The organism is Paenibacillus sp. RRE4 (assembly GCF_031844205.1).
Lineage (GTDB): Bacteria > Bacillota > Bacilli > Paenibacillales > Paenibacillaceae > Paenibacillus > Paenibacillus xylanexedens_B.
In genome coordinates this window covers 916,750-942,596 of the sequence record NZ_JAUZUT010000001.1, presented here as the reverse complement: position 1 = coordinate 942,596, position 25,847 = coordinate 916,750, and the positions used below count along the sequence as shown (strand labels likewise).

Here is a 25,847-nt window from a genome sequence, read left to right as displayed (position 1 = left end):
CCTAGTCACATATTTGTTACACTTCATTAAACAGTTTAATCGAAAGCCTGGTCAGTAACTCTACTTCTTCACCAATAGCAGACTACCGAATCCGGACGTATCGCGGTACGAATTGCCTGAAGGATCACTCCACATGAAAACACTGCTACGTTTTCCATCTCCAGCACCGTCATCATTCACCTGCAGATCGAACCCGATCCATTTACTTTGCTTAGGGTTAACATTCTCCAGCGGAATAGCTGCCTCTACCACATACCCTTCCTTCGTCAGACGTGTGCTTGATTTAAACAACTCTTTACGGGCATTCCCCCCGAACGAAGTTTCATTATCGAAATTAACCCGATACTGTGCATCATCGTCTTCATAACTACTCGTTTGATTTTTATTCAGATCAATGAATAGCTCGATGGAATCCTGTTCATGTGCATTAGCACTTTTTTTACTGAGCAAAGGATCTTTGACATCAGCAAGTACGTAGAGATACTTTTCATCCCACAGCAACTTCGCCTTGGCCTTAGCACCGGCATTTCCGGCTACCTTAACATCCGTTGTGATGGTCACTGCTTTTTTCCACAGCTTATCCTCCTTGCCGTCTACAACAGGAGTGCCATATGAAACTTTGACTTGTTTTAATGCAGGACCTAACTTAAGCTTGCCCCGACTTTCCTTTTTCTGCGGTTGCTGATTATTCGTATCGTTCCAGACAATAATGGAAGTTTTATTGTTAGGCTGTTTATCTGTAATGCGGAAATCCAGAGATAGTACTTTACCTTCGGCTAGATCAGCTGCGGAGAACGGTAGTGATGCATAAATAATATATCCCGATTTATTCTCCTGCACTTGGTACAGCTTCTGATCTTTGCCTTTGCCGCCATCCCGATTGAAAATGTATTGCCCATCCTTCGGTGTCGTGTTTTTCTTGCTCGTTGCCAAATCTTCCGGGCTGACAAACACCTCTACTTGATCGCCTTTTAGACGTGTGGCGTCTTTGACATCAATGTGCAGGTTCAGTTTTTTTCCATCCCATAATGTCTTCACTTGACCTGTAGTACCTGCTGTGCCTTCGATGATATGTGAAACCGGCTTGGCCTGAACAGCTCCCCAGAGAATATCCTCCTGCCCTTTACGGTCCGGCAAGGATACTTTGGATTGCGCGGCTGTCCACTCATTTCGATATACAGGCAAGGATGCCGGGTCAACTAACGCCCAATAAGCTGGTTTAGCTTTCAGCTTACGGTCAAACAGCAGCGGTGCATCCTTTCTGCCTTTCACCGGGAAATCATCCAGCCATGTGCCGTCATCGGCAAGCCCCCATAACGTCACACTGTCCATGACACCACGATCATCAAACTCTTTGAACAGGTCAAACAACGCACGGTAACGGTAAGCTTGCTCCAGCATCATCTCATCCGTTACCGGTTTTTCCTGCTCCGAGTTCCCTGAATAGATCGACATGTCCAGCTCTGTCACTTGAATATGAACCCCTAGAGCAACAGCGCGGTTGAACGCTTCACGAATCTGCTTTAGATCCGGTCCATACATCGACACATGCATTTGAAAACCGATAGCATCGATCGGTGTTCCTTTAGCCAGCAATTTCCCCACAAGTTTAACCATGTCGTTCATTTTGCTGACGCTACCTTCAATACCATAATCATTGATTACCAGTACCGCTTCAGGATCAGCCTCGCGCGCATAACGGAAAGCCAGTTCAATGTAATCACTGTCATCTCCGTCGCCGTCTACGTCGCCGATGATATCCCGCCATTTCGAATTGCTCGCCTGATCACGCAGACCGCCGCCGTCGGAGATGACTTCATTGACAACATCCCACGTATGCACTTTGCCCTTGTAACGGCTCACAATCGTTTGAATATGTGTTTTCATACGTTTCAGAAGTTGCTCACGTGTAGCTGGCTTGGATGGATCATTAGGATCTGTGAAGAACCAGTCCGGCACTTGACTGTGCCAAAGCAGCGTATGGCCTCTAATCTCCATATTGTTCGCTGCAGCAAAGTTGACCAGCCGATCTGCTTCAGACCAGACAAAATTGCCCTCCGTCGGCTGCATGGCATCCATTTTCATGAAGTTGCCTGCAGTAATACTTTTAAAATGTTTCTTAAGCAGATCCGAGTGCGGATCTTGTGGGTTTAGAGCCGTTTGGTCAATCGCTGCACCAAGCGCATAAGATGTACCCAGTGTTTTTCCCAAATCAGGGATATCCTTCTCAATTGCAATCGCTTCCGTCGCTGTAATCTGAACATCATCAATGTAGAACGGAATTGTGTCTGTCTCCGTCACTTCAGAAGACTGCTTCCACGGTGTCTCGGCGTACATCCGCAATCCGCTTACACCTGTGCTTTCTGCCGGCACGATGATATCCGCTTCAATCTTCTTCCACTGGCCTTTATTCAGCGTGGTGGAAGCAAAGGTCGCATATTCCAGCTTAGCTGCGTCACCATTAAATTCCTTCTCCAATGAGCCGTTGATTACCTGTGTTGCAGGCCCTTCATCATACATCGCCCAGAAGGACACATGAACCGTGCTTCCTTTTTGCAAGTAAGGCAACACCTCTACTAACGGTCCATGATAAGTTTCCGTTCGGGAGGAGGTTTTCAAACTGCGGTTACTATTGTGTCCGATGCCGCTGACTACCTCCAGCTTTTCAGTGCCACGAGCTTTCCAGTTTCCGATATTACCGTCTTCAAAGTCCGCTTTGAACAAGGCTTTGCCCGGTTCTCCTGGTTCACCCGGATTCTCTGGAGCAGATTTAACAAGCCGGATCTGGAACTCGTCTAACAAATAAGCCGCTGTTGCATCCGTGCTCTCCAGATACAATTGCAGGCCACTGCCTTGTTCATAACTATACTGCCCTTGCAGCTTCACCCATTTCTGATCGGTTACTTGCTCGGCTGCGTTAACCTGATCATATTGCGCATCCCCGTTGCCATCGCGGCGTTCCACGGTGAATTTCAGATTAGCCGGTGCTGAACCTGCAACCAGTTTCACGTAACCAGATATTTCAACGACAGCATTCTTGTCCACCACATCCGACAATGACAACGAAGGTCCATTCCATGCCTCTGTACGACCTGTTGTTTTCAGAGAACGTGTACCTTGGTAAGCCTGATCTCCAGTCACGCCAACCGTCACTCCACCCCGGGCTGTCCAGCCTTGGGTCGTGCCATCCTCGAACGAATGAGACAACAAAATGTCGCCTGCATTTGCTGCGCTTGCCTTCTGTTCTCCTGCTCCGATGCCTGGCAATAAACTAAAGATCAGCGCTGCTGCCAAGCATAACCTCAACCATTTTCCCCGCACGTCAATTCCTCCTTGTGAATTTCGTCATCCATCCTGTAACGCGGTCAAACATCGGGCATTTCACAACACACTTCTGCATGCATGGATTTCCTCTGCTGTTCTGTTAACTGGCAACATATTACGTCGCACGGATGGAATCAGGAACTTCAATGCACGGTTCTTAACCTCCTCAAGTGAGCCTGATTGCGCCCTTGGGAACCTGCTTTACTTTTAAGTAAGCGGTTACATTATCAAATTTATGTCATCATGCCTTTTACTGTAAATATGGAAATTTAGTGTCCACCCCCCTCTTTTTATACTTATGATCGCCGTCTGTGTCTTTCACGCTGTAGTAATAACGTATTATTCGGTAACAAAAAAAGCACAGCCTATGGCTGTGCGGGTAGTTCCGGATACACTTCATTTACTGGCGCTGTCGTCTGACGAACAATTAAATTCGATGGTTCCGTCACGACAGGAGGTGTATAGGTTGGATTTTCAATCATCGCAATCAGATATTCAATCGCTCGAATACCTATGGTGTAGATATTCTGATTCACCGTTGTTAAACCCGGCTTAAACACCTCAGCATAATACGTATTGTCGAATCCGACCACAGAAATATCCTCCGGCACACTGAAACCATGTTTCTCAATCTCATGAATCGCACCAAAAGCAGACATATCCGAGGCACAGATAATACCTGTAGGTTGTTCCCTAAGGGCCAGCAAACGCCGAGCTGCCTTGGCACCGCCATCAAATGAATAGTCACAGACTTCCAGATAGATCGTCGCATAAGGAACACCACATAAACGAAGCCCTTCCTTGTACCCGTCTAAACGAAGGTTAGCAACAGCAGGTCCCAGCGTACCTGAAATGTAGGCAATCTTGCGATGCCCTAGTTCATACAGATGCTTCACTGCCATAGCAACACCATTTACATTGTCTGTCGTAATGTAACCTGCACGTTTGCCAAACAGATCGGTATCAATGAACATCGTTGGAATCTCTGCTGAAACCAGTTCCTGAATACTTTTGTTTTCCCGGCCTTCCCCGAAAACAACAACACCATCCACATTTCGGCTGCGGCAATGCTTGATGAAAGAATATGTAGGGTCATCAAATCGTGTTGATAATCGAACAAGATCATAACCGCTATTTTCCAAGGCTGTTTTGATCCCTTCAAGTAATTCCGATACAAACGGATTCGTAAACGGAACGGTAAGCAGTACCCCCACTGTCCATGAACGGCGTTTAACCAGTCCACGAGCAACCACATTCGGTTGATATTTTAATAGCTCGATGGCTATATTTACTTTTTTACGTGTTTTTTCGCTAACGTCCGGATAGTCGTTCAATACTTTGGAAACGGTTGCAACAGATACTCCCGCTTCTTTGGCTACATCATGGATAGAAGCCATCTAATCACCTCGACCTCTTTTTAAATCGCCTGTCTCTGGCTATATGATCTATAACACCCGCAGGTTTGTCTACCCATTATAGCTTATTAGAGCGAGAAACGGTATCGAAGGTTCTAAGCATATCCGGGGTTCACATTACGTTTACAGTTTTCTCAAATCCGCGGCAAGCCTCTCCATCGCTGTCGCAAAAACGGCAAGTTCGGATGAACGCGAAGCCTGACTCTGCGCCCCGCTTGATGTACGATCAGACTCTTTTTGCACTCTTTCTAGAATCTCCATAATCTGATCCAGATTGGATTGGATTTTGCTTTGCGCATCTCTAGAGCTTGCCGCCAGCTTGCGCACTTCACTTGCGACCACTTCGAATCCGCGTCCGAACTCTCCGGCATGTGCCGCTTCGATTGCAGCGTTCAAGCCGACAAGGTGACTTTGATCGGAAATTTCCCGAATCAGTTCACCCATTTTTTCGATCTGCTGCATCTCTCCGGTTAATTCCTTCAAGAGCACATTGGCCTGATCTTGAGACACGACGGTTTCCTTCGCTACAGCGGAGATGGACAATGCATTTTCATTTAATTCCGTAATCATACCGGTAAGCTCCTGCGTAATTTGAGTAATCGCTTGAAGTGTATCATCCTGATCTGCAGCGAGCTGGTGGAGTTGCTCTTTTTCTTTTTTTTCATAAGCTTCCAGAACGAGCTGTGAATCGAGATTGAACATTTTGCTCAGTGCATGGATGACATAGTGCCAGGAATCCGGAATGAGTTGCTGAAATATGGTTGTGGCAATATCCAGGTAAGCCATGTAGGCACCCAGATAGTAGTTGCTCGTGAGTCCAATCCGTGAATGCACCAATCCAATGGTGATCCGCTGTTCAATATATGCATCATCCACGATGCCGTCTGTCATGGATAACCAATACATCCGCTGCGTTTCCTTCAATCGTTCAATATTGGAAAATCGGGCAATCAGCTCCGTTAATTCTGGGTACTTCCCCACATGTTTGTAGAAATGATCCACCACATCTTCAACAACTTTTTCGAAGACAGGCCGATGATCGGCAAGTAGTTTCAAATCCTGGGGTGTTACCCCTACATAATCCAGTTGTTTTTGCCTTTCTGCCGAAATGCTGCTCATATCCGATCGGATCAACTCCTTATCCACTTTTCAACCAATAATTAAAACAATTTTAATTGATTATAGACTAAACTACCTAAACACACATATACCCTAAGAACTATTTAATGTGGAATTAATTATATTTATTTGTCAAATATTGTTTTTAACTGGTTAATTTTAATATAAAAAGGCCCTGAATCTGTTGCGAAGGAGCCTCACAACAAATCTTCAGGACCTAATTCGGAATGGTGCTGCAGGTTAACGGTTAAGCAAACTTCCCACGTATCTTAACAATTCATTGGCACTTGCAGCTGTATATCCATGCTCTTCGATAAGACGTTTGATGACTTCATTCATGCGTTTCAATTGAGTGGCATCCGGTGTTTTCGTAGACGTCGTAATCTTGACGATGTCCTTGAGATCAGCAAACAGCTTTTTCTCAATGGCTTCCCTTAGACGATCGTGGCTACTGTATTCAAACTTTCGTTCCTTACGGGAGTATGCCGAGATCCGAATCAGAATCTCTTCCCTGAACGCTTTCTTCGCATTCTCGGAGATACCAATCTGCTCCTCAATGGAACGCATCAGCCGCTCATCCGGGTCCATCTCCTCATCTGTTAGCGGATCACGGATTTTAGACCAGTTGCAGAACGCTTCAATGTTATCCAGATAATTCTCAAACAGCGTTTTGGCTGACTCTTCGAACGAATATACAAATGCTTTCTGCACTTCCTTCTTCGCAAGTTCATCATACTCTTTACGTGCCAGCGCGATAAAGTTCAAATACCGCTCGCGTTCTTCCTTAGTGATCGAAGCATGCTGATCCAGCCCATCCTTAATCGCACGCAGGATATCCAGCGCGTTAATGCACTGAAGGTTTTGCTTAATCAAAGCGCTGGATATCCGGTTAATGACGTACCGCGGATCGATACCGGACATGCCCTCGTCCAAATATTCATTTTGCATTTCTCGAAGATCGGCTTCTTTATACCCTTCAACCTCTTCGCCGTCGTACATCCGCATTTTTTTCACCAGATCCATGCCTTGTTTTTTCGTTTCCTTCAATCGTGTAAGTATGGAAAAGATCGCCGCTGTACGCAGCGCATGCGGTGCAATATGCACATGTTTCATATCACTTTGCTGAATCAGCTTGGCGTAAATTTTCTCTTCTTCCGACACCTTCAGGTTATACGGAATCGGCATTACAATCATCCGTGACTGTAATGCCTCATTTTTCTTGTTAGAAATGAAAGACTTATACTCCGATTCGTTCGTGTGTGCGACAATCATTTCATCTGCACTGATGAGCGCAAACCGTCCTGCTTTGAAGTTGCCCTCTTGTGTCAGGGATAACAGATTCCACAGAAATTTTTCGTCACATTTCAGCATCTCCTGGAATTCCATCAAACCGCGGTTGGCCTTATTCAGCTCTCCGTCAAACCGATAAGCCCGTGGATCAGACTCCGATCCAAATTCAGTAATCGTCGAGAAATCGATGCTGCCTGTAAGGTCAGCAATATCCTGGGATTTCGGATCTGACGGACTGAATGTACCAATCCCCACCCGATTATCTTCTGAGATAATGACACGTTCTACCCGAACTTTACTGATGTCCCCTCCATACTCGGTACGAAGTCTCATCTGGCAGGAAGGGCACAGGTTGCCTTCAATGCGCACTCCGATCTCTTTCTCCACATCAGGCCGAAGCTCCAGCGGAATAAGATGCAGCGGCTCCTCATGCATCGGGCATCCCTCAATCGCATACACTGCCCCTTTTTCTGTACGCGAAAATTGCTCCAATCCCCGTTTCAGAAGTGTCACCAGGGTAGATTTACCTCCGCTGACCGGTCCCATTAGAAGCAAGATCCGTTTGCGTACATCCAAACGACGTGCTGCCGAATGGAAATACTCCTCCACCAGTTTTTCAATGGAACGATCCAGTCCGAAAATCTCCTGCTCGAAAAATTTGTACCGTTTGTGTCCCCCCACCTCTTCTACCCCAAACGATTCAATCATCTGATACACTCGTGCGTGAGCCGTCATTGCCGGAGTCGGGTCCTCTCTCAGCAGCGCAATATAATCTTCAAATGTTCCGTTCCATGACAAACGGTCACTCTCTGCCCGATATTCCGCAACGCGTTCAAAAATATTCATGCTTGGTACCTCCCATGGCTCCTTTAGTGTGATTGTCAACCATTCCGAATGGTATGAAGAAATCAATAGAGTTGCAGCTCCTGCTTGAATACCCTTCTGCGGTCCGGCTTAGTCCCGCTACCCTTGTTACAATGGTCTTGTATGGATGTGAAAAGTGTATTACATACCTATGCGGCAACTTGGATAAGTTGACCTCTTTTTTTCAAACCTTGACCCTGAATTTTACGCATATGCTGTTCTATCAGACATCTTGTGGCCTCAGAAAAAAAAGCATGAATATGCTATAATGAAGGTTCTAATGAAGGAAACCGGACAACGCAAGCGAAGGCAGGCAAAGAACTTCGGGAGAGGAGCGGAGAGCATGGCTGTACAATATGAAACAGAGCTGTATTCCCCTGTCAAAACTTTTTTTGAACAGCGCGGCTTCGATATCAAGGCAGAGGTTAAGCACTGCGACCTCGTCGGCATCAAGGCTAATGAGACGGATCCCCTTATTGTGGAGATGAAAAAAACGTTTAACCTGTCTTTGCTACTGCAAGGCATGCAACGCCTAAAACTCAGCCCGCTCGTATATCTGGCTGTGGAGCGAAACCGAAGTAAACGCGGAGCGGTGAATCAGCGCTGGAGCGAGCTATCAGCACTGTGCAGTCAGCTAGGTCTGGGGCTATTGACGGTCACCTTTTACAAAACCAAAGCGCCTCTGATTGACGTATTATGCGAACCCTCTGTCATATCCGGTGCTGGCAGATCAATCCCGGTAGCCCGTAAGAGCGGGATACGACGCCAGCGCTTGCTGAAGGAATTTGATGAACGGAGCGGAGACTATAATACAGGGGGGAGTACAGGCCGAAAGCTCATGACGGCTTATCGGGAAAAGGCCATCCGTGTCGCCGCTGCGCTGAGGTCCAGTGGTGAATCTTCACCTGCGGTACTTGCCCGTCAGACAGGTGTAGGCACAGCATCAGCCATCTTGCAGAAAAACTATTACGGCTGGTTTGAACGTGTGTCCCGAGGAAAATATATGCTCACCATCAAGGGGATGGAGGCATTAACCGAACATGCACTTATGATGCAAGATCAGGAACTGACGGCCGGGGAGGCAGACACATGGACTGATTATGATCTAATCAAGACAATCCATGTGAACTCCACTGAATCCAAGGATGTGGCGCAGGAAGATCTTGTCCAGGTTGCCGAAGTCGCTGAACGTTATCTCCTTGATCCAGCCAAATAGCTAGGAAGCTCTCGCTCGCCAAAAAACATAAAAAAACGCCCGTTATCTCCTTCCGGAGAGACGGGCGTTTTCCATATTGAAACGGATTAGAAGCTTGCTGCAACTTCTTTAGCCAATTTCAAGCCAGCTTCCACGATCTCTTGGGAACGATCAGGAGAAGCATTGTGACCTTCTACAACGACAACCTCAGGGTTTTGGATGCCCCAGAAGCCAAGTACGTTCGTTACATAACGAACGGACATTTCAGCAGATGCCATAGGCTCTACGGAATATACGCTACCACGTGCGTTAAGCAATGCTACTTTTTTGTCGCCTACAAGACCTACTGGGCCTTCAGCAGTGTATTTAAACATTTTGCCTGCTTGGCTCAGGTAAGAGATGTAGTTAACCAACGGTGCTGGAACAGTGAAGTTCCACAGTGGGAATGCAAATACCACTTTATCAGCTGCCAGGAATTGATCTTGCAATTGTGCAGCCAGTGTTGCTGCTTTTTGCTCTTCTGGAGTTGCTTCGATACCGTTAGCTGCTTTGTAACCACCAGTGATTACAGTGTTGCCGTAGTAAGGAAGATCTGTATTGTAGAGGTCCAGCTCAGTGATGGTATCACCTGGGTGGGACTCTTTGTATGCGCTCAGGAATGCATCGTACAATTGAACACTAACTGCTTGATCCGCAGGGCGGTCATTAGCTTTAATAAAAAGAACGTTAGACATGTTAAAATTTCCCCCAATGATTAAAATGTATGAGTGTGTACCCCGGACTCGCAACCGTTGTTGCATCGTAATTAAGAAGTCGACCACTCATTAATTCATATTATATATAAAAATGTTAGTGGATGCAATAAGGTAATCTAGATGATTTGTAAACTAATCTGAAATTCTCTGGATGAAATCGCTCTACCTTTAGCTACGGGCGGTAAATTCTGAGATGGCTTCATTAATTAAATTCATGCCAAGCAACAATTCATCCCGGCCGGGACGGCTGAAGTTTAACCGAATATATTGTTGATCAAGTGTTCCTGTGGAGCATAACGTTCCGGGCAGAAAAGATACGCCCTTCGATAAAGCTGCCTTAAGCAGCGCCTCGCTGTTCAGTCCTTCCGGCAACTGTACCCATAAATACATTCCACCCTGAGGAATATTATAGCTACATCCTTTCCAGCCAGGTCTCTTCAACAACTCAAGCATTAATTTAAGTCTTGTTTTATATTCCCTGTTCAGCATGGATAGGTGATCGCTCCATCGAAAAGGTGACTGAGCCAGCAACTGGTACAGTAGCCGCTGATTCATTGGACTGGATTGTCCATCCGCTATTCGTTTGACGGAGGCCATGGCCTGAATCAGCGATGGATGTCCCGCAGCCCACCCTGTGCGAAGTGCAGGTGCAACTGTTTTGCTGAAGGACCCGATGTAGAGGACATGTCCACCTTGATCTGCAGTGTCCAATGCGAAGAGTGAAGGATATTTCCGATAGAAGGTAGCCGGCTCCAAACCGTCAAAATGCAACTCACCATAGGAATCATCCTCAACAAGCAACACGCCGTAACGCGCGCACAGATCAAGAACAGCTTCTCGTCGTTCCAAGCTCCACAAGATTCCCGTGGGATTGGAAAAGCTGGGTGCAGCAAAAAGCAGCTTCGGTCTCACCTGCTGCATGTGCTGTTCCAATAAATCTGGTAAAATGCCATCCTGATCTCCCATAACAGGTACAATTGTGGCTCCTTGCATTTCGAGTACTTCAAGACAACCAGGAGAAGTCGGATGTTCAACAAGTACCGAGTCTCCCGGCTCCAGTAACAGACGCATCACGAGATCGATTGCCTGTTGGGTGCCTGTAGTCAGCAAAATCTGACTGGAGACCGTCCGGATACCCTTGCGCTTATTCCAATCATTATTCAACCATTCTCTTAATGGAGCATAACCACCTGGCTCACCATACTGCAATGCAGAAGGTCCTGAACTAAATACGGACAACGCCGCTTCCTCCAAAAGTTTAAAAGGAAACAGTTCCTCCGCGGGCAATTCTTCAGCGAGAGAAATGAAATACTCCTTGCCAGACATCTCACGTATATCCCTCAGTGGTGAAGACAAAAGCCTGTTGGTACGGGAAGCAAAGAAATATTTCATGGATAGATCCCCCTTCATCCCTAATCCGAAACTGTTCTCGCAGCCGCCCTACAACCTATTCCGACTGGGTACCAAATATAACTGAACGAATACCTGAATTATCGCATGAAGTGAGGCAATCTGACTTTGACCTCTAGGACCAATTTTATTTTGACCTGCTAGGACCAGCGGAGACAATAATTAAGACACTGTCTTGGATTGCCTTGCATACAAGGCATAACGTTCGATGGCCTGTGCTCTACTGCTCACTTCCAGCTTCACATAGATTTTACGCAAGTAATTGTCTATCGAGCGCCTACTCACATTGATCTCACTCGCTATTTTATCATAGGTTACCCCTTGAACAATTCTTTCCATAATAAAAGTCTCTGTCTCGGTTAGTTCAATTATACCTTCTTCAGACTGTGAATCGGCGGGTTGCCCCCAATCCTCACTGTTTAACCAAGACATTGGTATTGAAACGTAGCCTTCCCTTAGTCCGGAGATCAGATGAATCAATTGGCTTGGCGAAGCCTGTTTGGATAACATGCCGCTTGCACCAAGGCTCATCAGGTAACGAAACAACTTTACGTTATCTTCATCTGTCAGAATAATAATATGTGTCTCATTCGATAGCTCTTTGATTTGAGCGATGTACTGATCCGCCTGCCCTTCTGGCAGACGATAATCCATGAGAATCAAATCAGGCTTGTGCATGCTCACCAGTTCAAGACCCTCCGTTCCGGTCGAAGTCATACCACGTACCGTCAGATCCTGCTGCTCTTCCAAGATTAACTTTGTTCCCAGCATGCTGGTGGGGTGGATATCTATGATGACCACCTGCCATACTTTTTTCATTGTGGTTCCCCCTGTTATGTATTGGGCAATTGACTTCTGTTTTCCATCTATATCCTTTATGCGACAGTCCGAGTATAGATGAAGCTAAAGTCGGATTATGTCGAATAAAAGGAAAATACAGGACTCAGCGCTCAAAAACTCTGTTTTCTGACTGTATTCTACTGTAGAAAAGGCAAGATGGGCCCCATTCCATACATGAAATGATCAAAACCTAGTATAAAATTCCTGCATTTCTATCTAAAAAAGTCGAAAAACCTGCCCAAAGTTCCTACTTATTGCATCTATAAGAAATTGTATCCTAGGACTTCCTTCCGATGCAATCTCTTTTTGATCTATTATTTAAAGAATTTCATTTTTGCGTAATCAATAGCAGCATGGTAGAATGAGGATTGGAATTTTTTAATCTAATATATCGAACCAGGAGTGATGTTATGAAACTATCCGACCCGTCTTCTGACATCCATCACACCCGGAGCGCCAAAGGCAAGATCAGATCATCCGTTAAATGGTTTCTGGTCATGTGGATTGTTCTCATTGCACTAGGAGTCACTGGAACCTACTATTATAGTAACCACCTCCAGCAACAGATGATCAACCAGCTTCAGGTCCATACCGAGCATCAGATTGACGCTTTGAAAAACGATTATGAAAAGCAACTAACAACGATTTCTTCAGAAGTTGCAGCATTGCAAGGACAGGTTCAGTCCTTCAATGAACTGTTAACGTTCACCAAGGACAATGCAAGCAACAAAACAGACAATAGCAACAAGTTGTATACGCAATTGAGCGAAGTGAAGAAACAACTGGAAGCTCTCCAGAAAAAGATGGACTTGCTCAAATGATTACACCCGTGAAACAGGTTAATCGTTTTTTTATGCTTGCACTCGCTCCTTTTATAGGATTGATCATATGTTTGTTGCTATTTCGTCCAGAATTAGAAGTAGGACCTATCATTCCTACAAGCTTGCCAGAAGATCAGGTAACCTCTCAGACCCAAACAATCAGTAAGGAACTTGCAGGAGCAAAAGAGGCTGCTGTGCAAACTTCTTCTTCTATTAAAAGAACGACCCTGCTTTACAATAAAACGACCAGTACGATGTCTACCATTGTACAAAAGGCTAAAGTTCAAGCCGCCCGTCCGGAAACCATCTACAATAAGCGTATTACGTCCAAACTTGGCGTTCCTTTCGATCGTGTAGACAGTGATCGGATCACCATTGAACTGTATCGGGTAAATCCAGGCACATACAAGGGATATGCCATGAAGATCAAGCTGAAAGATCCGAATGCGATGAAGATGGCCTTAAATAGTGAGTTAGGGCGATCAGAAACGACAATGCAGGCCGTGAAACGGAGCGGAGCGATTGCCGGGATTAATGCTGGCGGATTTGCTGATAGCGGCGGCAAGCGCTACCCACTCAGCACTACCGTCATGGATGGGAAGTATATCAACGGTTTTCAGGCTAGCTTCAAAGACCTGTTCTTTGTCGGGCTAAACGATGCTGGTAAACTGGTGGGAGGGAAGTTTTTCGATAAAAGCTCCCTGGATCGCCTACACCCGCAATTTGGAGCGACATTTGTACCCATCCTTATGAAAAATGGACAGAAAACGATTATTCCAGACAAATGGAAGGTGTCGCCGAAGCGTGCTCCACGAACCGTCATTGGTAACTACAAAGATGATCAATTACTGATTATGGTTGTCGATGGTTATAACGAGAGCGGGAGCTCAGGTGCCACCCTCGAAGAGATGCAAGGCCGATTGCTTAAGCTTGGCGTAGTAGACGCTTATAATCTCGACGGCGGTGGTTCCTCATCGCTAATTCTGAATAACCGGGTTATCAATAACCCTTCGGATGGCAATCTGAGACCTGTGCCTACCCACTTTTTATTTTACAAATGATGGGACAGGGCATTCCTTTTCTAAGGAATATGGTTATAATAGAAGTAAATGAGCTTGTGCAGGAGGTGCGAAGTGTATGTCGTTTTCACTGACATTCTGGATTATTGCAGTTGTATTAACCCTATTCATCACAGGCATCCTCACTTCATCCTACAACCAAGACAAAACAAAAGGCCTGTAATTGTAAGGCAAGCCTCTCTTCGGAGAGGCTTTTTTCATATTTCTGTATACACCAAAAGACAAGTTTTAAAAGGACGTTCTCTCCCTCCAAAGCTTGTCTTTTGCTATAACAATTGATTTTCCCTGACAACTCTCCGCGGTGACACGAAAAGCTTGTTTAATAGCTGACTGCACGTTCGTTAGCATTTGGCATGGGCAACCTGACTTGGGCCGAATTAGGTCCGGTTACGGACTCCCCTTCCACCAACGTGACATATATACGCTCGTGATCAACAGGTTCTCCAGCTATAATTTTAATTAACTGTTCAGCTGCAAGCGCCCCCCACTTTCGTTTTGAATAATCGATACTTGCCAGTTTGGGTTGCACGTAGTTGGTAAGTTCAATATGATCGAAGCCAATGACATCAATCTGTTTGCCAATCTCAAGTTCACTATCTGCAAGACGATCACATAAACCGATAGCCATCTCATCATTAAGACAAAACACAGCTGCCGGTCCGGCATACGTCTGAATAATGTGATCTGCAGCTCGTTCCCCACCGCTTTTCTCGAAATCTCCCACGATTTCAATCCATTCCACATCCGCCTGACGCTCCGCAACCTGTCTTACAGCCTTCAACCTTTGTACAGAGTCAAACGAACCTTCTGGACCTGTAACCACGTAGATCTTTTTGTGCCCGTGTTCAATCAAATATTCCATCGCCAGTGTGGCCCCAGCCTTGTTATCAAGCAGTACCTGATTTATATTAGGATGTTTCAACTCACGGTCCAGCACTACAATTTTATGTCCTCGGTCAGCGTACTGCATAAGTTCCTCACTTGAAAACGTATGATCGAGAATAATCGCCCCGTCAATCATTCGCTCAGGCAACATCCGATGAGACTGTTTACCGCTGCAGACAATAAGATCATATCCTTGGGCATTACATATTGCTTTCATCCCCGTTAACAAATCTCCGTATACATCACCGCTGAAGTCCGCGAGAAATACACCTAGAATTCGTGACTCTCTCTTTTTCAATGTTCTGGCAGCCGCGTTGGGAACATAGTTCAGCTCTTTGGCGATGACCAAAATTTTAGAACGGGTCTCATCGGTCACTTTATTGCTTCCATTCAGCGCGTACGATACGGTCGAGATGGAAACTCCCGCCTTTTTGGCGATATCCTTGATACTGACCATATTCTTCGCCCCTCTGTTATGTTGATCAGGCCTTTCCTAATGAAAGGCCTGAACTTAAAATAAGAAGTAATGGACTTCTCGTTACAGCATAAAACGATTCAGACAAGTCTGAATGTTTGGCTCTGAGTATCTCTGCTGTTTGGTCCAACCATCACACGAAACTCTCCACGATCACTGCGATAGCTGAGATCAGCATGATGATAACGCAATTGTTCTTCATTTAATGTAAATGTAGCCGTACCCGTTTCCCCCGGTGCAAGGGATAGTTTCACATAATCTTTCAACTCACGCATCGGACGAACCACTTCGCCGCTTACATCCCGAACGTATAGTTGCACAGTCTCTACACCAGCACGATCCCCTGTATTGGTTACACTCACCTGAACCGTCAGAGAATCGTTTGCTGTCATCTCCTGTCCCGACACTTCAACCTCTCCATAAGCAAATGACGTATAGGAAAGACCGTATCCAAACGGGAACAGCGGTTCATTCGGACTGTCAATATATTGGGAAACATAACGATTCTCGGTATTATCCGGGTTGATTGGGCGACCTGTATTGAAATGGTTGTAATATACCGGAACTTGGCCAACCGATTGCGGGAAGGACATGGTAAGTCGAGCGGACGGATTCACTGCTCCTGTGAGAATATCCGCGATCGCTGCTCCCCCTTCGCTTCCGGGGAACCAGGCTTCAAGTACAGCATCTGATTCGCTAATAACCCCATTCAGATCAAGTGGACGTCCATTGAAAATAACACTGGCGATCGGTTTGCCTGCCGCCTTGAGCGCCTTTACCAACTGTAATTGCGCTTCCGGCAAACGAATATCTGTCCGCGAGCCGCCTTCTCCACTCATCTCGGAAGCTTCGCCCAGTGCAAGCACGATGATATCAGACTGGCTTGCTGCTTCCAGCGCTACGGCAATCTGCTCATCCGTGATGGTATGCACATCACAGCCCTGAGCCAAGAGAACCTGACCCTGCGGTAGACGCTCCTGCAACGCTGTTCCCAGCTTCACCGCATCCGATTTGACACCTTCACAAGACCACCAGCCGAGGATGTCTTCGCTTTGAGCGAAAGGTCCAATCAATGCAACTCTAGCATCAGGTTGTAGCGGAAGGACTTGTCCGTCATTTTTGAGCAGCACCGCAGACTTTGCAGCAAGTTCTCGTGATACCTCGCGATGTTCCTTGGAGAAAACAATCTCGCGCTCACGCTCCGGATCAGCAGCTCGGAACGGGTTATCGAACAGACCCAGCTTGTCTTTGAGCTGCAAAATGCGCAAAACCGCTTCATCCACAAGGTGCTCTTGCACTTCACCCTTTTGAACCAGTTCAGGCAAATGGTTGACGTAACATGGCGTCATCATCTCCATATCTACACCCGCACGAATCGCACGATATGCCGCCTCCCGGTCATCCTCGGCCGTACCATGGGCAATCATCTCACGAATGGAAGCCCAGTCCGAGATCAGCACGCCATCAAAGCCCCATTCGTCACGCAAAATATTACGCATTAACTTCTCATTCCCGCTGGCCGGAATACCATCAACGGTATTGAATGAAGTCATTACCATCTCCACACCAGCATCCAGTGCCGCCTTATATGCCGGCAGATAATATTCACGGAGCTGACGCTCTGACATATCTACCGTATTGTAATCACGCCCACCCTCCGCTGCACCATACGCGGCAAAGTGTTTTACACAGGCTGCAAGACGATCCAGCTCATCCGTCAGGCTGTCTCCCTGGTAACCACGCACAAAAGCAGCAGCAAATAAACTGTTTAGATACGGGTCTTCACCCGTTGTTTCCATCACACGCCCCCAGCGCGGATCACGAACCAGATCGACCATCGGTGCAAAAGTGACATGTAAACCGGATACTGCGGATTCACGCGCAGCAATCTCGGCACTTTTCTCCGCGAGTTCCAGATCCCATGAACAGCCAATGGCCAGCGGGATCGGGAAGATCGTTTTAAAACCATGCACCACGTCTGCCATAAATAATAGCGGGATGCCGAGACGGCTTTTTTTCAAATAAGCCTGCTGCACATCCATAATCGCTTGGGCACCGGATAAGCCAAGAATGGAGCCGCTCGCTCTCACGGATTGCTCTGTAATGCCCATCTCTTCCATCGGTCCTGTAATCTGACCCTGCGTATCTGTTCCTTCATAGAAGTTGGCAGTCAGCTGTAACAGCTGTGCCACTTTCTCCTCCAGCGTCATCTGATTCACTAAATCCATCAACTGCTGATTATTCACGTAACCATCCTCCACTACCTTTTAATTGAAAGAAAGAACCCGGCTGCGTTCGGGGAGAGACCGCGCACCGGGTTCAATCGCACGGAGAGACAGAACGCTCCTGCCATCCCCATGTTGTTCTTCATTTCATTACATTTACTTGAACTTTTCGTTCAATTCGTCAAGATAAGGCTGAACCAGAGACATTTTGCTGTTAACCCACTCTTTCCAGTTCGCTTCCAAGTCTCCGCCTTTGAGGATCAAGTTGGCATATTCGTTTTGATAATCAAAAGATGCTTGACTCTTCGCTTTGGAATCATACAGGTTAACATCCCAGTCGTATGGTGCAAGTGATTTACTTTCAGTGCCTAGTTTTGCTTTCTCTTGGAACAGTTCCACTGCTCTGTCACGATAATCTTTTTTGATTGCAGGGTTTACGACACTGAAGTCATCTCCCAGAAGGTACAGTCCTTCGAAACGCGCAGGATACTTATCTTCCAGCGTTGTTCCTTCAGGCAACAAGTTTACCAACTCTTTGTTGTCATCGTATTTCCAGTCCTTGCCTTCGAAGCCCATGTTGATCAGCAATTGTCCTTCTTTGGTTGCGGAATAGTCAATCAAGTCCATGATACGTTCGAATTTCTCATCACTAATGTTCGGGTTGAAAATCAGAGCAGACCAGAAGTTCGCTTGCTCCATATTGCGGTATTTACCGTCATCGCCAAGAACGATCGCTGTATGAACAAGATCATCACTGTTAACGCCAAGGTTCTTTCTCATATCAGAATCCAGGCCTTGTCTGTAAGAAGCCAGTCCACCAAGACTGGTTACAGCCGCGGTACCTGTTACTTTGAAGTTGTTTTGTCCTTCATTGTTTTTCCAAGTGTAGAACTCTGGGTTGAGCAACCCATCCTTGTACGCTTTTTGCATCAATTTCAAACCTGTCAGTGTTTCCTGTTCTGCCGGGCCCCAATGGAACTTACCATCTTCACCTTTGTAGAAAGGAACGTCTGTCATCGCATGCACACTATTCGGCATGATCATGTTTGTCATTGCATCGGCAGCATTGTAAGACAATGGCACCAGTTTATTACCCACCTTACCCGGGTCTTTTTCTTTTACCAGTTCAGCAAACTGATTCAATTCGGAAGTTGTGTATGCATCTTTCAGTTCAAACCCAACCGCTTTTGCCCAGTCTTTACGAAGAGCGATAACACCGATTTGGTTGGTCAGCGGATCAGCTGGTTTGTTTTCGAAATAAATAGGTCTAGGAAGCACATACGTACCGCCTGTCAATTCTTCCAGCTTGTCGCCAAGACCTGTCAGCTTGTAAGCCGCAGCAACGTTAGGCCATCTTTCTTTCCAATCATCCGGGAACTTGTAGAACAAGCCTTGATCAATGTTGTTGATGGCATCGCCGTGTACATAGTTCCATACGGCTACATCCGGCAGGTCACCAGAGTTAATCCACAGGCGAAGCTTCTCACCCCATGAATCCCAGTCGATGTAGTTGTAATCCCATTTGATGTTGAACTTGTCTTCCCAGAATTTGTGGAACTCATTGTCCATGTTTCCGTTTTTCACTTCGGTCAGATTCGCTACGGAAATGGTCAGGTTATCTTTGTAATTTCCTTCCGCATCCTTTTCGTTCCCACCATCTGAGCCTTTGCTGCTGTTGGAACAAGCGGATACTACCAACATCAAGAGACAGAGTGTGATCGCAAATAACGATTTGACTGACAACTTTTTGCCCGTTTTCATGCTTTTACCCCCATGTTTTTAGTCGAATTTCTTGTGCATTGAAATCCTATGTGTATATCAGGTCTTGATAGCCCCTGTTAATACCCCTTTGGCAAAGTGCTTTTGCAGCATTGGGAAGAAACACATAATCGGTACCATAGTTACAAATACTGCGGCCATTTTCATACCCATAGAGAAGCTGCTCAGTTTTACTGCATCCACACTGGATGCATTGGATGCATTCGTTGTGGACGTTACAATGATGTTCCTTAGCACGTTTTGCAGTGGTAACTGATCTGCTTTTCGCAGGAAGATCATCGCATCATACCAGCTGTTCCAGTAGGCTACCCCGTAGAAGAGTGTAATGGTTGCCATAATCGGCGTTGCCAGCGGAAGAACGACGGAGAATAAAATTCTCCACTCCCCTGCACCATCAAGTCTCGCGGATTCCATCAGCGATTCAGGCAAGGTATAGAAGTAGTTCATCATCAGAATCATGTTAAAGGCACTGAAACTTCCTGCCAGAATGACGGACCATAACGTGCCTGTCAGATGCAGTGATTTCATAATCAGATACAGAGGAACGATACCTCCGTTAAAGATCATGGTGAACAGTACCAGGAAAAAGAGAAACTTTTTAAATGGGAAATTGCCGCGGCTCAGGCCGTAAGCCATGCTTGTTGTCAGGAACAAGCTGAGCGGTAGACCAATAACCAGCAAGATCAATGTATTTTTGTAACCCGACAGGATGCTTCCATCAGCGAACAGTGCTTTATATGAATCCAGCGTGAACTCTTTCGGGAACATCAGGAACGGATTCTCAGCATACTCTTTTTGGGTTGCAAACGAGATCATAATGACATTCCAGAACGGAATCAGAATCATCAGTGCAAGTACCAATAAAACGGCGAATATCATGTAATCCAGAAAGGTCATTCGTTCGGTGCCAATCTTAGGTTTTCTTCCAGCTTTGCTCATCTCACTTCTCCTCCTCTCTTATCGGAATAAACCGTCTCCACCAAGCCACTTGGCAAATCTGTCGGCCAGAAGCAACAGCGCCATATTCACCAGGGAACGGAACAAGCTGACCGCTGTCGAGAATGAAAAGTCGGTTGATGACTGGAACGTAATCCGATAGATATATACATCGAGTACTTCAGATACATTTTTCGTTGCGGCGTTCGCCAAGTTGAAGATCTGGTCGAAACCGGAGGACATCAATCCACCCACCGACAAAATAAACATAACCGTGATCGTTGGCATAATGTTTGGCAGCGTAATGCGGAACATCTGCTGCATCCGGGATGCCCCATCGATCTGGGCAGATTCATATTGATCCTGATCGATACCGGAGATTGCTGCCAGGAAGATAATTGCGCCCCAGCCGCTCGATTTCCAGATGTCAGTCAGCAGTAACATCGGAACAAAGTTGGATTCCGAACCCAGGAAATTAATCGTCGGCAAACCAAGTAATCCAAGTGCACTGTTCACTAGTCCGTCATAGGCAAGCACGTTGATGACTACGCCGGATACGATGATCCAGGATAGGAAGTGCGGGAATGTCAGGACGGTCTGGAACCACTTCTTCCCTCTGCGCATCCGCAACTCATTCAACAACAGTGCGAGAATGATCGGGAACGGGAACTGAATAATCAGCTTCAAAATGTTAATGTAAAGCGTCCGCCATACGGCATCAATAAAGGTCGGATCACGGAAGACGTATTTGAAGTTTTCAAATCCGCTCCACGGACTTCCCCAGATTCCAAGGTTAGCCTTGTAGTCTTTGAACGCCAGTGACAGGCCGCCCATCGGCATATAGGCAAACAGGATCAACCAGACCATCCCCGGAATAAGCAGGGTGTACGTCATTCTGTGTTTCCAGATTTCAGTCCAAAGCGACTTGCCTCTCATGTTTGCCTTCAGCTTTTTGTTAGGTCCTTCGGCTGCAGGTTTCAATTTGCATCTCCTCACTCTACTATGGTGTTGTCGTTGTAAAGAAAATCAAACATCGTTTTCAGATGCTGTTCCCAAAATCGCCATTCATGCGTGCCAGGTGTTTCTACATACCGAAAATCAAATGCAGTTCCCTGCATATACTCGGCGTAGTCCCGATTCATGTCCACGAAAGGATCATGGTCCCCGCAACAACTCAATATCTTCGGCAAGGCTCCTCCCTGCTCCAGCAGTCTGGCTGACAATGCGTAAATATCCTGATCAGCCTTTACCTGTAACCGTTCCCCAAAAACCGCTTTCATTTCCTTGATCATGCCTTCCGGCATATGAGGATCACGAAGCCGCGCCTGAATATTCGTTACACCGGATAAAGACGCCACTTTGCTGTACTGCTCAGGATAGGTCAGACCGCATTTCAACGCTCCATATCCGCCCATGGACAAACCGGCAACATATGTTTTGGCTGGGTCAGAATTCAGCTTCAGTAGCCTTTCACATAGTTCAGGCAGTTCCTTCGTGATGTAGTGGAAGTAATTCAGGCCGTATTCCATATCCGTGTAGTAACTGCGATTCGCTTCAGGCATGATGACGGTGCAACCATACTGGGCTGCATACATCTCAATGGTGGTCAGACGTTGCCAGGTACTCGCGTTGTCTCCTGCCCCGTGAAGCAGATATAGTATACCGCCTGAAGTCTCTCCGGAGTCACTGGATACCACGTGTATGCTTGTATTCATGCATAATGTGGGCGATCCGGTTTCGATCGTAATATGCGCCATTGATCGTAACCCCTTTCATCTTTGTTGCTTTTAACTGCGGTTTGCTTTTTCTCTTTCTTTGCGTGCTGCTACTTCCCCCAACATGCTCACCCTTTGGTTATCGAAACGATTCTCTCGAATCGTTTCAAAAACAATCAATACTGATTTACTTGGAGTTTAAATATCAACATTTTACTTGGAAGCGATTTCTTCGAATCGTTTCGAATAAATCATAATCCCGTTGACTAAACCCTGTCAATAACCTTTTTACAATTTTCGCGTTTTTTTATCAAAAAAGTGACCTGATTGTTCCAATTTTGATCCAAAAGGCACTTTTATATCGAGTATTTTCAGATTTAATCAATCATTATTACACCAGAATTGACATCAAACCAAGAATATACTAACATGAGTTCTAATTTTGCAATCAGATTACGGAAACGTTTCACCAGACTGAATTTATTCAGGTAAACGCTTGAAACTGGAGGGTTATCATGGCCGAACAACTTAAAGGATTTATTGACACAATCACAGAAGAGAAGCTTCTTGTGCACTCGGTACGTCTACTACAAAACGGGCGACTTCTGGATGAATGGCATTCGGACGGAGATCGCAGGCGCGTGCAACATTCTATAAGTAAATCCTTTACCTGTATGGCGGTTGGACTTGCCGTTGAAGAAGGACTTATTCAGTTAGATAATACATTGGGCGATTACTTCCCTTATGACCAAACACAGCAAAATCCATCACAACTGCCCTCTCCACGAGAGCTCACATTGCGGGATCTGCTTCGCATGTCATCAGGCCACGATTCCCCGCCTCTCTGGGCTGACGAACGCGCTTCTTTAGAGGAAAAGGACTGGGCCAAACACTATATGTCTTTATCATTGGATCGATTGCCAGGAGAACATTTCACATACAGTAGCGGCGATACATTTATGATTTCGGCCATGTTGCAAGAGGCTATTGGTCTGACAGTAAAAGATTACCTCATTCCACGTCTTTTTGAACCACTAGGCATGGTTGACATCCAATGGGAGACTTCTCCACTCGGAATTACCCTCGGATGTGCGGGTCTTTGGCTGAGTAATGAAGAACTAAGCCGATTTGGACAGTTTCTACTTCAGGAAGGTCGCTGGAACGGCAAACAGCTCGTTCCAGCAGATTGGATTAGAGTCGTTACGCGTAAGCAGATCGAAACGAATGGCGATGGAGATTGGGGAAAAGGCTATGGTTATCAGTTCTGGATGTGTTCGCATGATGCTTACCGAGCAGATGGAGCTTATGGTCAATTCTGCATTGTCTTGCCTTCCCAAGAGGCTGTCATCAGTATCAACAGTGAAGAGGAGAATATGCAAGGCATCCTGAACGCTGTATGGGATCAGATTTTGCCAGCGCTAAATGAGTTGAACTAATGATGATTTGTTAGCTTACATAGACACTGGGTGGAAGAACGAGCTTCCAAGTCACTGTGTCATCTTATCAACGTTAACCATAAAAAAAACAAAACACCATGGAGTTTGTATGCTCCATAGTGTTTTTTGCTTGTTTTTATGAAAGCTGAGTCATTTCTTCTAAGCATTGTGCGCATATGTAACGCTCTTTAAAGTCATTGACATCTTCCATTGATCCGCAGAAAATACATTTCGGACGGTATCTTTCCAAGATAATGTGATCCCCTTGAACTAAAATTTCTACAGGATCTCCTTCATTCATTTGATACCTTTTGCGCAAAGATTTAGGCAATACGATCCTACCCAATTGGTCAACTTTGCGAACTACTCCAGCTGGCTTCATAGCTACGGCACACCTCTCCTATCTTACTCTGAATTTCTAGGTACATTAGTACTATATCTAAAGATTCGCCAAAATTTTGTCGAATCCTGCTGGAAATAAACATTTTTTGTCCTTTTTTTTGAAAAATGTTTTTTTAGCGAATTCTAACCGCCTTTTCAGACGCATTTTCACTAATCCAGCCCTGGAAAATTTAGCTGACGCAGCGCTTCATATACAATAATTGCTGCAGAATTGGAAAGGTTTAATGAACGAACATCACCGCTCATCGGCATCTTCATACATGTTTCTGGATTAGCAGCAATTAATTCAGGCGGGAGCCCTTTCGTTTCTTTACCGAATACAAGAAAATCTCCATCCTGAAATTCGAAATCGGAATATCGGTTTTTCGCTTTCGTTGTTGCGTAGAAAAAACGTCCGTTCGGATACTTCTGCTGAACCTCGTCAAAAGAATCATGGTATTCAATATGAACGGCATGCCAGTAGTCCAACCCAGCACGTTTTAAGGTTGCATCATCTGTCCGAAATCCTAAAGGACGCACGAGATGTAAATGGGTACCGGTCGCCGCACAAGTCCGCGATATATTGCCCGTATTAGCCGGAATCTCTGGTTCAACCAGGACGATGTGTAAAGCCATATGTGTTTGATCTCCTTTTTATTTCATGTTCATGTATACAACAATCCTCTAATTTTAAAGAAAAGCCCTCCACACGTCAATGCGGAAGGCTTTGCCACAACAGTAAGACAGCTTATCGAAGCTTCACTTCTGCCATATTTGGTCATGCGTTCTTTTCTTAGGATTATCCGTTTGCCTGTTGGAAGTGGTTCATAAAGTCGGTAAGTGCCTTAACACTCTCATATGGTGCAGCATTGTAGATGGAGGCACGAAGTCCCCCTACGCTACGATGTCCCTTCAGACCTACAAAACCTTCCTGCTCGGAAGCTTTAATGAATTTCTTCTCCAGTTCCTCAGAAGCGAGTCTGAACGTCACATTCATCAACGAGCGGTCTTCTGATGCAACGCAACCACGATAGAAATCATTCGAGGAATCAATCGTGTTGTAGAGTAGCTCCGCTTTTTTGATATTTTTTTGTTCCACACCAGCCAGACCGCCTTGTTCCTCAATCCATTTCAACACTTCGTTCACCATATATACCGAGAAGGATGGCGGTGTATTGTACAGGGAATTGTTATCTACATGAGTGCTGTAACGGAACATCGTCGGAATTGTCTTCGGTGATTCACTCACCAGTTCCTCTCGCGCGATGACAACTGTAATTCCGGAAGGTCCGAGGTTTTTCTGTGCACCTGCATAGATCATGCCAAACTGATTCAGATCAAACGGTTTACAGAAAATATCACTGGACATATCTGCAATGAGTGGTACCGATCCGGTATCAGGGAAAGCTTTGAATTGTGTACCTTCAATTGTTTCGTTTGAGGTGATATGAACATAAGCCGTACGTTCAGGCAAACTCAGATTCGAAACATCCGGTAATTTCATGAATTTATCGGATTCTGAAGAAGCTACAATTTGTGTCTCTCCAATCAGCTTCGCTTCAGACAGAGCCTTTTTGGCCCAGCTGCCTGTCATAATGTAACCAGCAGTTTGACCCGCCCCAAGCAGATTCATCGGCAGCATTGCAAACTGTGTGCTTGCACCGCCTTGCAGGAAAAGGACTTTATAGCCTTTTGGATTGCCCAGCAATGACAATAAGCGCTCCTGAGCTTCATTATGTACGGACTCGTACACGGCCCCACGGTGAGACATCTCCATAATCGACATGCCTGTATTACGAAAATCTACAAATTCCGCCTGAGCACGCTCCAATACTTCTAGTGGCAGCGCCGCTGGTCCTGCATTAAAGTTATACGCTCTCTTTGTCAAAAAATCCCCCGCCCT

General features: G+C 45.8%; 20 protein-coding genes. 4 read left to right on the top strand and 16 right to left on the bottom strand.

The window, feature by feature from the left end:
* Positions 1-60: 60 nt before the first annotated feature.
* The 4 genes from Q9R46_RS04475 to Q9R46_RS04460 all read right to left on the bottom strand — a co-directional run bounded on the left by Q9R46_RS04475 (position 61) and on the right by Q9R46_RS04460 (position 7,994).
* Complete coding sequence (locus Q9R46_RS04475; protein ID WP_311279105.1) at positions 61-3,321, bottom strand: endo-1,4-beta-xylanase; 3,261 nt, start codon at positions 3,319-3,321, stop codon at positions 61-63.
* A 368-nt stretch (positions 3,322-3,689) separates the two neighbouring features.
* The gene (locus tag Q9R46_RS04470) at positions 3,690-4,721 is read right to left on the bottom strand and encodes a LacI family DNA-binding transcriptional regulator (protein WP_145329052.1); all 1,032 of its coding nucleotides are present in this window, start codon (positions 4,719-4,721) and stop codon (positions 3,690-3,692) included.
* Positions 4,722-4,862: 141 nt separating this feature from the next.
* Entirely contained in the window at positions 4,863-5,858 is a 996-nt protein-coding gene (locus Q9R46_RS04465; RefSeq protein WP_311279104.1) for a globin-coupled sensor protein, read from the bottom strand.
* A gap of 240 nt (positions 5,859-6,098) precedes the next feature.
* Entirely contained in the window at positions 6,099-7,994 is a 1,896-nt protein-coding gene (locus tag Q9R46_RS04460; RefSeq protein WP_145329048.1) for a PrkA family serine protein kinase, read from the bottom strand.
* A gap of 361 nt (positions 7,995-8,355) precedes the next feature.
* Between Q9R46_RS04460 and Q9R46_RS04455 the strand changes: the two genes are divergently transcribed.
* Positions 8,356-9,228, top strand: coding sequence for a DUF2161 domain-containing phosphodiesterase (locus Q9R46_RS04455; protein WP_311279103.1), 873 nt, complete (start codon positions 8,356-8,358; stop codon positions 9,226-9,228).
* Positions 9,229-9,314: 86 nt separating this feature from the next.
* Here the strand turns inward: Q9R46_RS04455 and Q9R46_RS04450 are convergent, their stop codons facing one another.
* The 3 genes from Q9R46_RS04450 to Q9R46_RS04440 form a co-directional block, all read right to left on the bottom strand.
* Positions 9,315-10,007: an FMN-dependent NADH-azoreductase gene (locus tag Q9R46_RS04450; protein WP_397351705.1), complete on the bottom strand. Its 693-nt coding sequence runs from the start codon at positions 10,005-10,007 to the stop codon at positions 9,315-9,317.
* Positions 10,008-10,130: 123 nt separating this feature from the next.
* On the bottom strand, positions 10,131-11,354 hold the full coding sequence (locus Q9R46_RS04445) for an aminotransferase-like domain-containing protein (RefSeq protein ID WP_311279102.1): 1,224 nt from the start codon (positions 11,352-11,354) through the stop codon (positions 10,131-10,133).
* A 180-nt stretch (positions 11,355-11,534) separates the two neighbouring features.
* Positions 11,535-12,191: a response regulator gene (locus Q9R46_RS04440; protein WP_311279101.1), complete on the bottom strand. Its 657-nt coding sequence runs from the start codon at positions 12,189-12,191 to the stop codon at positions 11,535-11,537.
* Positions 12,192-12,622: 431 nt separating this feature from the next.
* On the opposite strand from Q9R46_RS04440, the gene Q9R46_RS04435 reads away from it, so the two are divergent.
* Together Q9R46_RS04435 and Q9R46_RS04430 are read left to right on the top strand one after the other, a co-directional pair.
* Complete coding sequence (locus tag Q9R46_RS04435) at positions 12,623-13,033, top strand: hypothetical protein (protein WP_253495856.1); 411 nt, start codon at positions 12,623-12,625, stop codon at positions 13,031-13,033.
* Positions 13,030-14,094, top strand: a complete 1,065-nt coding sequence (locus Q9R46_RS04430; protein ID WP_311279100.1) for a phosphodiester glycosidase family protein — start codon at positions 13,030-13,032, stop codon at positions 14,092-14,094. Before Q9R46_RS04435 ends, Q9R46_RS04430 begins: the two co-directional genes overlap by 4 nt.
* A gap of 337 nt (positions 14,095-14,431) precedes the next feature.
* Here the strand turns inward: Q9R46_RS04430 and Q9R46_RS04425 are convergent, their stop codons facing one another.
* The 6 genes from Q9R46_RS04425 to Q9R46_RS04400 all read right to left on the bottom strand — a co-directional run bounded on the left by Q9R46_RS04425 (position 14,432) and on the right by Q9R46_RS04400 (position 22,169).
* A complete protein-coding gene (locus Q9R46_RS04425; protein ID WP_311279099.1) occupies positions 14,432-15,454 on the bottom strand; it encodes a LacI family DNA-binding transcriptional regulator in 1,023 nt (340 codons plus the stop codon).
* 98 nt (positions 15,455-15,552) lie between these two features.
* Positions 15,553-17,700, bottom strand: coding sequence for a glycoside hydrolase family 3 N-terminal domain-containing protein (locus tag Q9R46_RS04420; protein ID WP_311280945.1), 2,148 nt, complete (start codon positions 17,698-17,700; stop codon positions 15,553-15,555).
* Between the two features lie 153 nt (positions 17,701-17,853).
* On the bottom strand, positions 17,854-19,458 hold the full coding sequence (locus tag Q9R46_RS04415) for a type 2 periplasmic-binding domain-containing protein (protein WP_145329032.1): 1,605 nt from the start codon (positions 19,456-19,458) through the stop codon (positions 17,854-17,856).
* A 57-nt stretch (positions 19,459-19,515) separates the two neighbouring features.
* Positions 19,516-20,415, bottom strand: coding sequence for a carbohydrate ABC transporter permease (locus Q9R46_RS04410; protein WP_145329030.1), 900 nt, complete (start codon positions 20,413-20,415; stop codon positions 19,516-19,518).
* 18 nt (positions 20,416-20,433) lie between these two features.
* Positions 20,434-21,393, bottom strand: a complete 960-nt coding sequence (locus Q9R46_RS04405) for an ABC transporter permease (protein WP_090919910.1) — start codon at positions 21,391-21,393, stop codon at positions 20,434-20,436.
* A gap of 11 nt (positions 21,394-21,404) precedes the next feature.
* The gene (locus tag Q9R46_RS04400; protein ID WP_311279098.1) at positions 21,405-22,169 is read right to left on the bottom strand and encodes an alpha/beta hydrolase; all 765 of its coding nucleotides are present in this window, start codon (positions 22,167-22,169) and stop codon (positions 21,405-21,407) included.
* A 473-nt stretch (positions 22,170-22,642) separates the two neighbouring features.
* Here Q9R46_RS04400 and Q9R46_RS04395 point away from each other — a divergent pair, with 473 nt between their 5' ends.
* Complete coding sequence (locus tag Q9R46_RS04395) at positions 22,643-23,563, top strand: serine hydrolase domain-containing protein (RefSeq protein ID WP_311279097.1); 921 nt, start codon at positions 22,643-22,645, stop codon at positions 23,561-23,563.
* Between the two features lie 136 nt (positions 23,564-23,699).
* Here the strand turns inward: Q9R46_RS04395 and Q9R46_RS04390 are convergent, their stop codons facing one another.
* The 3 genes from Q9R46_RS04390 to serC all read right to left on the bottom strand — a co-directional run bounded on the left by Q9R46_RS04390 (position 23,700) and on the right by serC (position 25,832).
* Positions 23,700-23,945: an AbrB/MazE/SpoVT family DNA-binding domain-containing protein gene (locus tag Q9R46_RS04390; protein WP_090919903.1), complete on the bottom strand. Its 246-nt coding sequence runs from the start codon at positions 23,943-23,945 to the stop codon at positions 23,700-23,702.
* Between the two features lie 170 nt (positions 23,946-24,115).
* Complete coding sequence (gene trmL / locus Q9R46_RS04385; protein WP_090919901.1) at positions 24,116-24,580, bottom strand: tRNA (uridine(34)/cytosine(34)/5-carboxymethylaminomethyluridine(34)-2'-O)-methyltransferase TrmL; 465 nt, start codon at positions 24,578-24,580, stop codon at positions 24,116-24,118.
* Between the two features lie 163 nt (positions 24,581-24,743).
* On the bottom strand, positions 24,744-25,832 hold the full coding sequence (gene serC / locus Q9R46_RS04380) for a 3-phosphoserine/phosphohydroxythreonine transaminase (protein ID WP_145329022.1): 1,089 nt from the start codon (positions 25,830-25,832) through the stop codon (positions 24,744-24,746).
* Positions 25,833-25,847 lie beyond the last annotated feature (15 nt).